The sequence below is a fragment of the Siphonobacter curvatus genome (assembly GCF_002943425.1).
In the GTDB taxonomy this organism is placed as follows: Bacteria; Bacteroidota; Bacteroidia; order Cytophagales; family Spirosomataceae; genus Siphonobacter; species Siphonobacter curvatus.
In genome coordinates this window covers 268,554-283,761 of sequence record NZ_PTRA01000003.1, presented here as the reverse complement: position 1 = coordinate 283,761, position 15,208 = coordinate 268,554, and the positions used below count along the sequence as shown (strand labels likewise).

Annotated in this window: 8 protein-coding genes; 4 read left to right on the top strand and 4 right to left on the bottom strand. The window is 51.3% G+C overall.

The window, feature by feature from the left end; translation table 11 throughout:
• Window positions 1-34 precede the first annotated feature (34 nt).
• From C5O19_RS18280 to C5O19_RS18265, 4 genes are all read right to left on the bottom strand, one after another.
• Window positions 35-409, bottom strand: a complete 375-nt coding sequence (locus C5O19_RS18280; protein WP_104714824.1) for a hypothetical protein — start codon at window positions 407-409, stop codon at window positions 35-37.
• A gap of 350 nt (window positions 410-759) precedes the next feature.
• Entirely contained in the window at window positions 760-2,709 is a 1,950-nt protein-coding gene (locus C5O19_RS18275) for a hypothetical protein (protein WP_104714823.1), read from the bottom strand.
• A 49-nt stretch (window positions 2,710-2,758) separates the two neighbouring features.
• Window positions 2,759-4,609 carry a family 16 glycoside hydrolase gene (locus C5O19_RS18270; RefSeq protein WP_104714822.1) on the bottom strand — a complete coding sequence of 617 codons (1,851 nt, stop codon included), beginning with the start codon at window positions 4,607-4,609 and terminating at the stop codon, window positions 2,759-2,761.
• A 100-nt stretch (window positions 4,610-4,709) separates the two neighbouring features.
• Window positions 4,710-5,741, bottom strand: coding sequence for a ferredoxin--NADP reductase (locus tag C5O19_RS18265; protein WP_104714821.1), 1,032 nt, complete (start codon window positions 5,739-5,741; stop codon window positions 4,710-4,712).
• Window positions 5,742-6,078: 337 nt separating this feature from the next.
• Here C5O19_RS18265 and C5O19_RS18260 point away from each other — a divergent pair, with 337 nt between their 5' ends.
• The 4 genes from C5O19_RS18260 (at window position 6,079) to C5O19_RS18245 (ending at window position 15,202) form a co-directional block, all read left to right on the top strand.
• Window positions 6,079-8,580: a DUF5686 and carboxypeptidase-like regulatory domain-containing protein gene (locus C5O19_RS18260; RefSeq protein ID WP_104714820.1), complete on the top strand. Its 2,502-nt coding sequence runs from the start codon at window positions 6,079-6,081 to the stop codon at window positions 8,578-8,580.
• 599 nt (window positions 8,581-9,179) lie between these two features.
• The gene (locus tag C5O19_RS18255) at window positions 9,180-10,550 is read left to right on the top strand and encodes a TolC family protein (RefSeq protein ID WP_104714819.1); all 1,371 of its coding nucleotides are present in this window, start codon (window positions 9,180-9,182) and stop codon (window positions 10,548-10,550) included.
• A 39-nt stretch (window positions 10,551-10,589) separates the two neighbouring features.
• Complete coding sequence (locus C5O19_RS18250) at window positions 10,590-11,714, top strand: efflux RND transporter periplasmic adaptor subunit (RefSeq protein ID WP_104714818.1); 1,125 nt, start codon at window positions 10,590-10,592, stop codon at window positions 11,712-11,714.
• A 44-nt stretch (window positions 11,715-11,758) separates the two neighbouring features.
• Window positions 11,759-15,202 carry an efflux RND transporter permease subunit gene (locus C5O19_RS18245; protein WP_104714817.1) on the top strand — a complete coding sequence of 1,148 codons (3,444 nt, stop codon included), beginning with the start codon at window positions 11,759-11,761 and terminating at the stop codon, window positions 15,200-15,202.
• The last annotated feature ends 6 nt before the right edge of the window (window positions 15,203-15,208 follow it).

The following is a 15,208-nucleotide window of genomic DNA, read 5'->3' as shown; positions in this document are numbered from 1 at the left end:
TTAAGCTACTGACTTGTGCTTAAAGAGCGGGTCATTATCTGGCTTTTACTTCCGTTATTTCGAGATATCCCAAAGGGCAACCCTGAAAGGGACAAGGCCCGTCATAACATTTAACCTTTCCACTAACTAAAAGGTTAAAATCGTCTATATAAACAACTCCATCCTCTCGTGTTGCATTTTTAACACCCTTAAAAGGCATGAGTTTGGTTGAATCACATACGGTATACGTACTTAATCCAGAACCTGCCTTGTACAAAAAACCCCTAGTGCCTTTTTCGTGAAAACTCATAGGTACATCTTTGAGCGTTTCAATGGTTGCACCGTGGCAGGAGCATTTGTCCTTGCGATCACAAGAAAGGAAAATACTTCCAATCATTAAAAGTCCAAAAGTGAGTGCTTTTCTCATCATACTTTATTAGTAATTATTAGCTTATGAGCGAATGCTCCTGTGGCGTTTTCAAATATTAATAGGTAAGTTCCTGAATGAAAGCCGTTTATATTAAAGGTACTTATTGGCTCTTTGGTAATCCATTCTTTAGAATATTCTCCCTTACAAACTTATCGTACTGGTTTAAATTGTAACAAAGTCACTGGTTGAATTAGGATGAATCTTCACTTGATTTTCCGTTACGCTCTGATCTTATTCGGCTACGATCCGGCAAAACTATGCTTCGTTTTTTTTGACATAAAAATACCCCCAAGTAGTATCTAACTTCTTGGGGGCACTTCACAGTAGGCTGTTCTTTAAAATATTCCTACTTATGGATTCGCTTTTGCCGGAGCATTTTTCAGCGAGTTAATCCAGGCTGCGATTTTCAAGGCATCCCCTTTCGGTACCTGCGGCATAGGGGGCATTTCCGTCGCGTAACCCGGCCAGTTTTGCGGCTTAGGATTATAGATCAGATCCACAATTTTCTCGTTGGAGTAATTGCGTTTGGCCACGTCCCGGTACGCCGGTCCTACCTGACGCTTGTCAGCGTTGTGACAAGCCAGACAGGTATACTTCGAAAGCAGCGGCTTCACTTCTTCGTACGAAGGCACTTTCGCAACGGCAGTTTTGCCGTTTTTAGCTACGGTCTCTTTAGTTGTCGTCGGTTTCTTCACCGTACTCGATACCGCCGAAGTTTTCGTACTGGCCTGAGAAAGGCTCAGTTTTTCACCCGTCGGGATATTATTCAACGTGTAGTAAGCATTGGGGTGTACCAGACTGAACTTGGTACTTTTTTCGCGAATGCCATCGAGCGTCAATTGGTGGATGTAGTACTGACGCAGGTTGTCCACGATGATACGGGCCTTGAGGCCGTCGCTGGATACTTTCACGCCTTTTACCGCATTTTCCACTTCATTGATCGTGGGGCTACCATAGGTGGAGTGGTACTTGTAGATAAAGCTCTTCACCTTATAGCTGGCCAGATCTTCGGCACTGGCCGCGTCGATCGGTTGCGTAAACTCGACTTCGAAGCCGTCCGGCATGGCCCGTACCGCCTTCATTTCGAAGGGTGTTTTACCGGTCCATACGAGTCGTTGCAAGCCTTCGTTAGCTTCCCCGGCGGAACCCCAGCCCCGATTGGTTTCACCCACGAACAGCGAATGATCTTTACCAAAAGCCATCCGCAGTACACCCGACTGGAAGCCGGAACGGAAGTCGAAAGCTGCACCCTGGTATTCGCCGTTTACTTGTTCCATGAACACCCGCATGATTTTCGACTGTCCCTGATCACCAATCAGCATTTGTCCGGCGAACGGACCGAACGCTCCCTGCGTATCATCGCTGATGATCTCCGAGTTCGAAATACCCAGTACGCCGTGGGGCAACCATACGGCGGGCAACTGAATTTCGGGGAACTTCTTTTTGGCTTCAAACAACAGCAGCGGGTTCTTTTCCGAAGCATCGTTTTCGGGTTTGATGGCCCGGCCATTGTTGTCGCGGCGACGGCGTTCGTCGTACGTCTTGTAGAATTCTTCCTGCGAAAGTTTCACGGGTGAGTTTGGCAGCGACGTCCAGCGTAAACCTGCCGGGTGCCCTACGAACGCTCCTTTTTTCACGTGCCATACACCGCCTGAACCCATCCAGTCACCTTGGTTGTCGGTATAGAACAGATCGCCGTTGATCATACCCAATCCGCACGGTGAACGCATCCCGGTTGCCCAGGGCTCCATTTTTCCGTCGGGAGAAATTTTCATAATCCAGCCGCGGTAGGGTACTTTACTTTCCCCCCGCCACCATTCTTCGTCCCCGAAGGCCACGTTGGCACTCACAAAGAAGCTGCCATCGGGAGCCACTTTCGGCCCGAAGCTGTACTCATGGTAGTGACCAGAAATCGGCCAGGCGTATACCGTCTGGTACTTGTCGGCTTTTCCGTCCCCGTTGGTATCGGTCAGTCGGGTCAATTCACCGCGTTGAGCACAGTAGAACGAACCATCCTTGTAAACCAAACCCAGGATTTCGTGCAGACCGCTGGCAAACTTGCGGAAGAAAGGTCGCGGGCTGCTGGGGTTTTCAATCACCCATACATCTCCCCGACGCGTGGATACTGCCACATCGCCGTTGGGCATACTGGTGACGCCACCGATTTCGAGCACAATGCCTTCGGGCGTACTTACTTTGACAATTTTGTAGAGATCGCTTTCGGCCGGAGAACTGTCCTGAGCCAGGGCCGCCGTAGTCAGGCCCAGTCCGAGAAGCGTTGTATGAAGAATCCGTTTCATGCGTATATGCTTGTAAAGTAGCTGCTTAGCTAGTCAGCTACGGATCTTATTAAAACAGAATTTCGTATTTGATCGCGTTGGTACTCACGGGCATCAACAACTCCTGACGGTTGCCGGATTTGCGTAAGGTTGCACCCGTCACGCGGACGTAATACGACTTGCCGTCAATGGCATACAAACCGGGCTGTACCTCTACGATGTCGCTACCCGTAGCTACGAGGTGGTACAGATTGGCCGTCGGATTTTTCACCGTGATTTCGCGAACCAGGTATTTATTACCTTCCACCGGACGGATTTTATCCGAGACTTCGCTACCGAAATAGGTATAGTTGAAGGTCGGCAGTCCCGCTTCATCTACGTCGTAACCCAACGGTTTGTAGGTACCGCCTTCTTCGGGCATATTTTCCGTCCAGGCTTTGGAAGAAGAACTTAACACGGCGAAATCAGGAAAATCATTGAAAGAAGCCAGTACGCCACGGGGCCGCGAGGAACCGTCCCCCCGGTCGTGCCACATGGGCGTAGCATCCAGGAAATCGCCTTTCCAGGCCTGTACCAACGCTCCATTGTCGAGATCAAAGGTGTAATGCAGACCATCGGCAGAACCCACCTGTACGGCGTGTACAATCCGCTTGCGTTTGCCATCGGGATAAATGTCCATGAAGCTACGGGTAATCGTGTTTTCACGAGCATCAATCAAGATGGGGTCCGTCGATGGATTGGTCAGCAGGGAGGCAGGAGCCGTCAGGCTCGTATGCCGCACACCGGGACCTTCCACTTCGAGGGCTAAGCCGGGGCGTACCCATTCGTCGCGTTTGACGTAGGCAATTTCTACGTTCGCCGTACCAGCGGGCAGTTTAATCGTTCCAGCGTTGTACTGACCGGGTTGCAGAAATCCTTCTTTAACAACGACCTGATTGTTGACTTTCAAACGAGCCGTCCCCCCCGCGGAAAGGAAGAATTTGTATTCACCCGCCGTAGGAACCGTAAGCTTACCCGTGTAGAGCAGGCCAAAGTTATTGGTCTGATTGGTGACGTCCCAGTTTACCTGCGAAGGCGTACCCGTACTGGTCGATTTGAGTTTAGTGAAATCCGGAATCTGGGCAAAAGAATCGTTGTTGGAAGGTTCGTAGGCTTTGAACTGCGTACCCGTCAATTGCAGTTTTTCGTCACCGTAGCTGCGGTAACGAAGGTTACGGAAGGCAATCGCCCCGTGATCCCCCTGAATCATGATGGGTCCTTTGGCAGCTTCTTCTTCCGAGATCGGGCCGCCCGTCGGTCCGGAAAGCTCCACGTTTTCCTGAATAGTGATGCCGTTCAGCGAAATTTTCAACACTTTGGCGTTGGCAATTTTCTTACCGGAAGCATCAAAACGAGGAGCCTGGAATGAGATTTCCATGTGTTGCCACAGACCGGGAGCCTTACCGGCATTGATCCGCGGAGCGTGTCCTTCGTACATACGTCCCGAAGGCAATTCGCGGCGTTTGTAAATTCCGCCCACGTCGCTGTCTGAAGGAGCTTTCACGCCCCAGCTGTCGAGCAATTGAATTTCGTACCGGCCCTGCAGGTAGAATCCGGAATTTGAATGCGAAGCCATCATGAAGTCAAACTCCAGATCAGCATCTCCGTGTTCGAACGTAGTCAGCAGGTTGGCCCGGTTGTTGGCATCGGGCTGGTTAACCAGCACGCCCGAACCGGCTTTGGTGGTAAGTACTTCTTTTTGCTGCAAATCGGCCGCTACCTCACCGACAATTTTCCAATTGCCGGCTTTCGTAGGACGAAACGCACTCATATCGGTCAGTGAAAGGGTCTGGGGAACCGTACCAAACTGAGCGAAAGCCGCCGCGTTTAGTCCGGCCACAAGCCACCCGGCAGCCCACAGCCGAAGAAGAGGTCTTTTCATAGTACTGTTGAAATGTTGGTTAGCAATGAACTTGCAAATCAAAGCAGTGACGCCCACATTCCAACTATACTGATACCCACTTAACAATAAATAATCGTATCTAACCTACTTTAATTAAAATACGACTGGTTTCCGCTAAAGCCGTACAAGTTAAAATTTCGCCTTGGGCTAGCTCCCGTTCGGTCAGTACATCGTTGATGGTCATTTTCACCCGACCTTCCAGACACTGGGCCACGCAGGTACTACAACGCCCACCCCGGCAACTATACGGCAGTGCAATTCCCGCTTTGAGAGCCGCCGTCAGCAGATACGTTCCAGCCGGAACCTCAAGCGTATACCGTTGATTCTGGTAGTCAATTTCCACCTGACTCGCCACACCAAAGCCCTCGGGAATGGCGGGCGTCTGAGGAGGAATGACAAAGTTTTCCTTACGAATCGATTCGGCTGGGAAACCCAGAAATAGCAGTACAATCCGTACGAGTCGCATGAAATCTTCCGGACCACAGAGGTAGAAAGCGGGTCGACCAGCCCCCAAATGCCGGGCCAGCAATTTTTCAAAAAGGGTATTGTTGAGGCGGCGGGGTAGTTCATCCGCGGGCGGATTGCTATACAGATATTCAATGGTCAGTCGCTCCGGGAATTGCTGCGTGAGTGCATCCAGCTCGTCTTTGAAAATCGTACTGCCTTGACTCGTATTACTGTAAAAAAGTACGATTCGCCGCTGCGGCTGCTGATACAAGGCCGCTTTGATCAATGAATAAATGGGCGTAATGCCGCTACCCGCCGCTACAAAGAACAGATCCGTTTCCACTTGCGAATCCAAGGTGAACCGGCCGGCCGGAGGCAGGCTTCGTAGCGTATCGCCCACTTGCAGGTTTTGTAAAAGCCAGCGGGACACTTCACCGTTCACCACCCGCTTCAACGTCAGGCTAACGCTTGTATCTACTTCCGGCGTGGAGCTGATGGAATACGAACGCCGTAGCTCGTGTCCTTCGTGCTGCAACAATAGCGTCAGAAACTGGCCCGCCTGATACGGTACTGGCAAGCCATCGACCGGTTCGAGCACATACGTTTTACAATCGGCCGTTTCTGGGCGTATGCCGGTTACTTTCCATTCAATCCATTCAGCCATGGCATAGTTTATGGTTAATCGACTGGTTTTATTTCTTGTGTAACACAACGTTTCTAGCCGAAAATCGGCTCTTGCAATAACTCAAAAATGCGTAAACAGTTGAGTCCCCTTTTCTAACGACTGAGGCACCTTTTCCGGCAATTCAGCCGCCCCACTTTCTTCAATCGCTTCAGTATCAGCCAAATTCACACTCACAAACCCCTTTATTTTACGTCGATTGTAGGCAAGCAACCTTTATTTTTTTGTACTCCGTGGGGGATCACAAGGGTAAAGTTGTCCTAGGAGCGATGTCGAACCGAGCGGTTTTTCACCTTCCCTTCGATCCCTTTTATACGCCATGAACACTTTACCTACCCTTACTTTTCCGGCCTGGATGCTCTGGGTACTCGGCTTCCTGCTGAGTGTTCCGCTACACGGCCAAGTCTCAATCCAAGAGGTTTCCGGACAAATTACCGATCAGAAAACGGGTCAGGCCATTCCTTTTGCTTCGGTAGGCGTACTTGGTAAACCCAGTGGTACGGTCGCCAACGAAGAGGGTCGGTACCAGCTTCGCAGCCATCAGCCCCTGGATTCGCTGCTGATTTCTGCCGTAGGTTACCAAACTACTCGCGTCGCCGTTACGGGCGCTTCCCTTTCGGTGGCTCTGCTGCCCGCAACAGCTACGCTCAGCGAGGTCGTGATTCGGGCGGGTGAAAATCCGGCGTTTCGTATTCTCAAAGAAGTACACGCCCGCCGTACCACCAATGACTTCCGCCAGCTTTCGGGCTACACGTACGAGGCCTATAGCCAGCTTTCGGTAGGTATTACCCAGATGGACGAACGTTTTCAACAGCTCAAACCCGTGCGGACTATTTTACAGGCCGTACCGAAGGAGAGTCGGGAAAACCTTCCGGTCTTTGCTTCGGAGACGGTCTCGCGGGTGTACGCCCGTCGACATCCGCAGTTGAGCAAGGAGGAAATTCTTAAAACGAACATCAGTAGTGTAGGTATTACCGATGACAGCTTCATCGCGATGTTTACCGGAGCCGGGTTCAATACGATTAATTTCTACGAAAATGAGGTAAGTCTGTTTCGGAAGGCCTTTGTTTCTCCGCTGGCTTCACACGGACGCCAGGCGTATACCTACTTCCTGGCGGATACCACGCAGATCGAAGGCCGTACGTGTTACACCCTGGAATTCGATCCTAAACAGGAGCATGATCTGGTCTTCCGGGGCCGTCTATTCATTGATACCCTCACCTACGCCCTGGCGGGGATCGACGCTCGCCTGGGAGCCGAGGCCAATATTAACTTTATTAAAGGCATTGATCTGTCGATTACCTATGAGCTGAGTCCAGCTCAAGTCTGGATTCCTAGCCTTACCCAGTTGACGATTCAGGCCAGCGAGGTGGTGAAACATACCTTTGGAGCAAGGGTAGAGTATGCGACGTCCTTGCATCACTTTACAGCAGAAGAACCCCGAAATGTACGCTTCTTTTCGACCAACGTGGAGCTGGCAGCGGATCGTCAGCAGGCCAGCGACGCGTTTTGGCAAGAGCACCGCGAGCGGATGCCTTCCCAGGAATTGGAGAAAAGTCGTCATCTGATCGATACGGTTCGAAACGTTCCCCTGGTTAAGAAAGCAACGCAAGCGGCTGAATTGGTACTCAATGGCGGTTATTTGCCGGTCGTGAAAGGGCTGGAAACGGGCTCCGTATTTTCGGCCTGGGCGTATAACCGCGTGGAAGGTCACCGCCTCCGCTGGGGTCTGCAGACTAACGCCAGCTTTAGCAAAACCTGGCAATTATCAGCCTATGCGGCCTATGGTACCCGGGATCAGGTTTGGAAACGGGGGGGTGAAATTCGCTTCATTCCCAAACGAGCCCCCCTGACGTTAGTAACGCTTCGGCATACCTACGACCTGGAACAAGTGGGCTTACGCCTGGATGAAAGCGGCGATGATCCTTTTCTGAAAATCACCAATCGATTCAGTCGGTTCCGGCAAGCGTATTATTGGGGAGAAACCGTATTGGCAGGCCAGCAGGATTTGGGGCCGAACTTCACCCAAACGGTTGGGATTCGGCAGCAGTCCCTGGCGTTTTTGTTTCCCATTTGGCTCCCTGCTTCGGAAACCGGTGTAGCAACCTTGACGAATCTGTGGACCCGGGAGTTATTTATCGAAACTCGTTACGCCCCGGGTCGTTTGCCCAATCGCCGGGTAAACAACCGGAAAGTTCGGCAGCGACCCGCCGAAACCGCCCCCATTGTTACGCTTCGCTATCAGTACGGTACCACCTACGAACCCAGCGGAGCCTCATCTTCGTACCCGTCTACTACGTACCATAAATGGCAATTACAACTCGACCACGCCGTGCTCTGGGGACTTGGGGGGCGTACCAACTATACCGTTCGGGCGGGTTATACGCCTTCGACGTTGCCTTATCCTCTATTGACCGTTCATCAGGGGAACCCTACGCCTTTCTACAACCGCAGTGCCTTTAACCTGATGCAGTACGCTGAATTCGTGAGTGATCGTTACGTATCGCTAGCGGTAGAACATAAATTCGAGGGGCTGTTCACCAATCGTATACCCCTGATCCGTTACTGGGGCTGGCGAAATTTTATTACGGGTAAAGTACTGTATGGACAACTGAGTGCAGCCAACCAGCGACTCCTGATTCAACCCGAAGGAAAACCGGGTATTGAGTCGCTTCAATCCCTGCCGTATGTCGAACTAGGTTACGGATTTGAAAATGTCTTTCGGATCGCCCGCATCGAAGCCCTGCACCGACTAACCTATCGAGATCATCCCAACGCTCAGCGTTTTGCAATCAAAGTATCCTTCCCATTGGGTCTGTAATCAAGTGAGCCTTTCTCCGGAGAAAGGCTCACTTGATTTTGGCAGGCAGGGGCTTTTTGGGCTGGTGGCCAGCCGATCAACATACGATTGAAATTCGATTTATTTATGGTTCGGTTAAAAAAGACGGGACCTACTGACATAGGGTTGTCAATAGCGGGTTTTAGGTTTGCTTTTAGGAAATTGACGAATCGCTGCGTGAGGTCTAGCACGGTCCGGTAGTTCATCACGAAAATTCGTCCCTCTATCCTAAAAGTATAGGTTGATAAAGTCACTAATCTGACTTTTGACCTCTCATCTCCTTAACTCTATGATCCCATGATTGTTATGCTGCGTCCGCTTCGGCGAAGTCTTCTCATCCTGAAAAAAACTTCGTAGCTTTGAGCCGTTCCAGTTCGGCCTATTCTTAACCAATCAACGATTCCTCTCCCTACGAGTATGAGCTTGTAAGAACCCGGGGGCTGTGCATCCATCGCCCCTATCCGGTTTCATCCCCGGACCTATCATCTTCGGAGTACGATTCATCAAAGAATCCTTCAGGATTCAACGCTTACGTCGTGTTTCGGTACCTAACCGAAATACGTTCAACACAACCATATCCCATGAAAACACTCATTCTGATCCGATGGGGCACGCTTTGGTGTAGCTTCATTGTCAGTTTTACGGGTTTGTGCCAGCAAACCTTCACCCTCAAAGAGGCTGTTGATTACGGGGTCAAAAACAATCGCAATGTTTCCAATACCCAACTGGATGTAGCGATCGCTCAGGCTCGTATCGGCGAAATCAAAGCCACGGGTCTACCCCAGGCCAGCGTGGCCCTTGGGCTTTCGCATACCATCAAACCTCAGCCTTTCTTTATGCCTCCGGGGATGAGCTTCATCCCCGGGGAACCCGCTCTGCCGGGCGATGAAGAACTGGCCCTGGCTTTAGGTGGCGTTCGGTACAATTCCAATGCAGTCGCCAATCTGAACTGGCTGTTGTTCAGCAGTTCGTATCTGCTGGGTCTAAAAGCTGCCAAGGTGTATACCGAGCTGGCGAACAAGAACCTGACGGCCAGCAAGATCACCATTGCTGAAAACGTAACGAAAGCATACTATTCCGTACTCGTCAACGAAGAGCGGCTGAATTTGCTGGAAGTAAACGTGCACCGACTGGATACCCTGCTGCGAGATACGCGGGCTTCGAACGTGGAAGGCCTCGTTGAAAAAATCGACGTACAACGAATTGAAGTCCAGCGAAATAACCTCGTTACGGAACAACAGAATGTGCAGCGATTACAGGATCTGGCCTACCTGCTACTCAAGTACCAAATGGGTTACCCACTGGATCAACCGATGGCCTTAAGCGAAAAGCTGGCCAAAACGGAATTCAGCGAAGCGATGATTCAGCACGTCAAGAAACCGTTTCAATACGCGGACCGCATTGAGTATTCAACCTTGGAAACGCAACGCCAGCTGCAGGTACTTGACGTCAAGAATGTCAGCCGCAGTTTATGGCCTACGCTTTCGTTGACGGGGAATTACGGCTTTTACAACGGTCGGCAAACCATTGCCCGCTTTGTTACCCGCCCCTGGCTGGATGCTGGTTCGATTGGCTTTGCCATCAATGTACCCGTATTCGATGGGTTTACGCGACGGTACAAGCTTTCCCAGTCCCGCAGTAACCTTCTGAAGATTGATAACAGTATGAAACTTCTCGAGCAGAGCATCGACTTGCAACTCAGTCAGTCGGAAGTACAGCTTCGCAACTACTGGTTTACGCTAGGGGAGCAACAAAAGAATCTCGATCTGGCTCAGGAAGTACTGCGAGTTACGCAAATCAAGTACCGGGAGGGTGTAGGTTCCAACATTGAAGTTATCAATGCCGAAGCCAGCTTCCGGGAGTCTCAGACGAATTACTACACCGCCCTGTACAACGCTTTGGTCGCCAAAGTTGACTTGGACAAAGCAGCGGGTAAACTGTACACCGAATAACGGACTCAATTCATCTCTTTACACACGGAAACGATTCTCATGAAAGTCACATACTTACTTGCTATTTCCCTCTTCGTTGTTGCCTGTTCCCAAAAAAAAGAAGGGCTGGAAGGCAAAAGAGCCGAACTGGCTGAATTAAAGCAAAAACAGGCCGAGCTAACGGGCCAGATTAAAACGCTGGAGGGTGAAATTGCCAAGCTTGACCCCAAAAAAGCGGAAGAAACCAAAGTGAAGGCCGTTTCGGTAACGCCTTTGCAACCCAGTACCTTCGAACACTTGATTGAGGTGCAGGGTACGGTGGATGCCAAGAACAACGTGCAGGTAAGTCCCCAGGCTTCGGGTGTTATCAAAGCCATTTACGTCAAGGAAGGCGATGCCGTCAGCGTGGGAACGCCGCTGGCTAAAATCGACGATGCCATTCTGCGGGAATCCGTGGAAGAAACCAAAAACCAGCTTTCGCTGGCCAGTACCCTGTACGAAAAACAGAAACGCCTCTGGGATCAGCAGATCGGTACGGAGATTCAGTATCTCCAGGCTAAAAACAACAAGGAAGCCCTGGAAAAACGGATTGCGACACTGCAGGTACAACTGAATCAGTCGAAGGTTACTTCTCCCATCGCTGGTACGGTCGATCAAGTCGATGGTAAAGTGGGCATGATGGCAACGCCGGGGGTAAGTATACTCCGCGTGGTCAATTTGAGCAGTCTGAAAGTAATGGCGAAAGTGGCCGACACCTACGCCGCCAACATTCGCCGGGGCGACGCCGTGACCATCAAGCTTCCGGATCTGAACAAAGAAATGAAAGCAAAACTCAGCTTCGTTGCCACTACGGTAGATCCCCTCTCGCGAACCTTCACCATTGAAGCAACCCTCCCCCCCAGTAAGGAACTCAAACCCAATATGCTGGCCCAGGTACTCATCAATGATGTTACGAAGACCAATGCACTGGTGATTGACCAGAACCTGATTCAGAATACCGAAAACGGTCAGATCGTATACGTGGCCATTACCGAAGGCAACCGGAAAGTAGCCAAAGCCCGGCCCGTGAAAACGGGCTTGAGCTACAATGGGAAGATCGAAATTACGGAAGGCCTGCAAGCCGGTGATGCCCTCATCACGGTGGGCTACCAGGAGTTAACGGACGGACAAGCGGTTAGTTACTAACGAAACGCGGGGCTTGTACCCGCGTTCTCTCAACCATCCAAGCAATGAAATTTGAAGAATACAAAACCCTCGGTTTTACCAACTGGTGCGTAGAAAACCGAACGACCGTATACATCTTCACGGTCATCATTACGCTGGCGGGGTTTCTGGTGTACACGAACCTGCCCAAGGAGCAGTTCCCGGACATCAAGGTTCCGCAGGTGTACATCAATACGGTCTACTTCGGTACGGCTCCGGCGGATATTGAAAACCTCATCAATAAACCCATCGAGAAGCAGTTGAAGTCGCTTTCGGGGGTCAAGTCAGTCAAGTCGAATGCCTTGAATGATGTGTCGGTCATTCTGGTGGAATTTTTGCCGGAAGTGAATTCGGAAGTCGCCCTCCAACGAGTACGCGACGCCATCGACAAATCGAAACAGGATTTACCCGCCGAACTCGACGCCGGACCGACGGCTCAGAACGTCGAGTTTTCGGAGTTCCCGATCATGAACGTCAACCTGGCGGGTAATTTCCCCCTGCAGAAACTCAAGGATTACGCCGAGGACTTGCAGGATGCCATGGAAGGCCTGCCCGAAATCAGCCGCGTGGATATTGTCGGAGCCTTGGAGCGGGAAATTCAGATCAATGTGGACTTGCCCCGCATGCGATCCACGGGATTGAGCTTTTATGACATTCAGCAGGCCGTTCAGGGTGAAAACATCAACATTTCGGGCGGCGAGTTGAATGTGGATAACGTGCGGCGTACGCTTCGCGTGAAGGGTGAATTTACCGACGTAGCCCAAATGCGGGAGTTACAGATTCGCACGTCTACGGGAGCAACGGTTCGTTTGGGCGATGTAGCTGACGTAGAGGACAGCTACGAAGAACGGCAGGATTTCGCCCGTCTTGACAACAAGGCGGTCGTTACGCTCAACGTAATCAAACGAGCCGGAACGAACCTGATCTCCGCTTCCGAAGGCATCGAAAAGATCATCGAAGAGTACAAACAGGATCGTTTTCCGGCGGGTTTGAAGGTACAGATTACCGCGGATCAGTCCGAGCGAACCAAAGCCGACATTCACGATCTCATCAATACCGTCATCCTCGGTTTCATTTTCGTGGTACTGGTTCTGATGTTCTTCATGGGCGTTCGGGATGCCATTTTTGTGGGACTTTCGGTACCGCTTTCGACGCTGGTTGCGTTTGTTTGCTTCCCGCTCGTAGGTCCGCTGATTGGCTCGGCCTTTACGCTGAATACGCTTGTACTCTTCGCGTTTTTGCTCGGCTTAGGGATCGTGGTGGATGATGCCATCGTAGTGATTGAAAACACCCACCGCCTCTTCAATCAGCATAAGGACTGGGACATCAAGCAGGCCGTAAAAGCCGCCGCCGGTGAAGTATTCGTACCCGTACTTTCGGGTACACTCACGACGATTGCTCCCTTCTTTCCGCTGTTATTCTGGCCGGGCATCGTGGGTGAATTCATGAAATTCCTGCCCATCACGCTCATCATTACGCTCTTTGCTTCGTTATTCGTTGCCTACGTGATGAACCCCGTCTTTGCGGTAAGCTTCATGACCCGGCACGACGAGCAGCACGGCGAGCACGTACAGAAACAACACTGGCAAGAACTTCGCAAACCCACGTTTGCTATGCTGGCCCTGGCACTGGTGGGCTATTTGATCAACCGGGGTGTGGGTAACTTTTTCGTGTTCCTGCTGCTGCTGTACTATTTCAATCATTTCATCCTGACGCCGCGGATTCTGGTACCTTTCCAGGAAAACATCCTGCCGAAACTACAGCATGGCTATCGGCGACTGGTCAGCTGGGTGATTCAGGGCTGGCGTCCCGTATTGGCCGTTGTCGCGGCCTTCAGCTTGTTGATTGTGGCGATCGTCGCTACGGCGATTCGGCAACCTAAAGTGGTCTTTTTCCCCAGCGGCGAACCCGATTACATCTACATCTACAACGTGATGCCAGTAGGTACGGATGCCGTCGTAACCGATAGCGTCACGAAGGAAATCGAGCGGCGGGTCTTCAAGATTCTGGCGGATAATCAGGCCACGAAAGCCGTGAACTCCGTTATTTCCAACGTGGGTAAGAATGCGGGAGATCCCTTCAACCCCGACCGTTCGGATACGCCGCATAAATCGAAAGTGACCGTTGCGTTTGTGAAAAGTACCGACCGCGGGGATATCTCTTCGCAGGCGATTCTGGAAAAAGTACGCAACGCCATGCAGGGCATTCCGGGTACGGAAATCTCGGTGGAACGCGAGCAGAACGGACCGCAAACGGGGAAACCCATTCAGGTAGAAATTGCCGGCGATGAATTCGAGCCGCTGATGAAGATTGAAAAGGAATTTCGGCAGAAGCTCAAGGAATCGGGCATTACGGGAATCGATCAGCTGAAATCCGACCTGATTACCAACAAACCCGAAATCATCGTACAGATTGACCGGACCAAGGCCCAACGCGAAGGCATCAGTTCCCAGCAGATTGCCGGAGCCATCCGTACGGCCTTGTTTGGTTTAGAAATCAGCAAGTTCCGGGATGCGAAAGATGAGTATCCGATCATGCTTCGCCTGAAGCCCGACGACCGCAGTCAGATCGAACGCTTGCTGAGTCAGGACGTGGTATACCGCGACATGAACCTGGGTGGCCAACTGCGGCAGGTACCGCTATCGTCGGTAGCCAACATCAGCTACTCCACCACGTTCAGCCAGATTAACCGAAAAAATCAGGAGCGGGTCATTACGCTGAGTTCGGACGTAGTTCCCGGAGCTAACGCCAACGAAATCAACGTTCAGCTCCAACAGGTGATTAACCAGATGGAATTGCCCAACGGCTATACGATGGCTCTGGGCGGTGAACAGGAAGCTCAGGCCGAAACCTCCAACTTTCTGGGCGGTGCGTTTCTGGGAGCCATTCTGCTGATTTATCTGGTACTGGCCACGCAGTTTAACTCGGCCGTTAAGCCCGTCATCATTTTCAGTACCATTCTGCTCTCGCTGATTGGCGTACTGCTGGGCTTTACGATTTTCAACCAGACGTTTTCGGTAATCATGTCGGGCGTGGGAATTTTCGCTCTGGCGGGGATCGTGATTAAAAACGGTATCCTGTTGATTGAATTTACCGAAGAGCTTCGGCAACGGGGCTTCCCGCTCCGGCAAGCGATCATTGAAGCCGGCGGTATTCGGATGACGCCTGTACTGCTCACGGCTTCGGCGGTAATTCTGGGTCTGATTCCGCTGGCCATTGGTCTGACGGTAGATTTTGCTAGCTTCTTCAGCGATTTCAACCCGCATATTGTGATTGGTGGGGATAGTGCCGTATTCTGGAATATCCTGGCCTGGACGATCATCTACGGGGTTATTTTCTCGACGGTACTAACGCTGATCGTGGTGCCCTGTCTGTACTACATCAACGAAAGAGTACGGATGAAGTGGTTTGGAAAAGTGGACCCGGCCGAGGGAAAACCCTTGCCGGAATCCGCTGAGATGGCGATTTAATTTTTT

Excerpts from the sequence above, each read along its gene's own strand:
- C5O19_RS18280 (WP_104714824.1), bottom strand. The coding sequence starts at position 409 with ATGATGAGAAAAGCACTCACTTTTGGACTTTTAATGATTGGAAGTATT.
- C5O19_RS18275 (WP_104714823.1), bottom strand. The coding sequence starts at position 2,709 with ATGAAACGGATTCTTCATACAACGCTTCTCGGACTGGGCCTGACTACG.
- C5O19_RS18270 (WP_104714822.1), bottom strand. The coding sequence starts at position 4,609 with ATGAAAAGACCTCTTCTTCGGCTGTGGGCTGCCGGGTGGCTTGTGGCC.
- C5O19_RS18265 (WP_104714821.1), bottom strand. The coding sequence starts at position 5,741 with ATGGCTGAATGGATTGAATGGAAAGTAACCGGCATACGCCCAGAAACG.
- C5O19_RS18260 (WP_104714820.1), top strand. The coding sequence starts at position 6,079 with ATGAACACTTTACCTACCCTTACTTTTCCGGCCTGGATGCTCTGGGTA.
- C5O19_RS18255 (WP_104714819.1), top strand. The coding sequence starts at position 9,180 with ATGAAAACACTCATTCTGATCCGATGGGGCACGCTTTGGTGTAGCTTC.
- C5O19_RS18250 (WP_104714818.1), top strand. The coding sequence starts at position 10,590 with ATGAAAGTCACATACTTACTTGCTATTTCCCTCTTCGTTGTTGCCTGT.
- C5O19_RS18245 (WP_104714817.1), top strand. The coding sequence starts at position 11,759 with ATGAAATTTGAAGAATACAAAACCCTCGGTTTTACCAACTGGTGCGTA.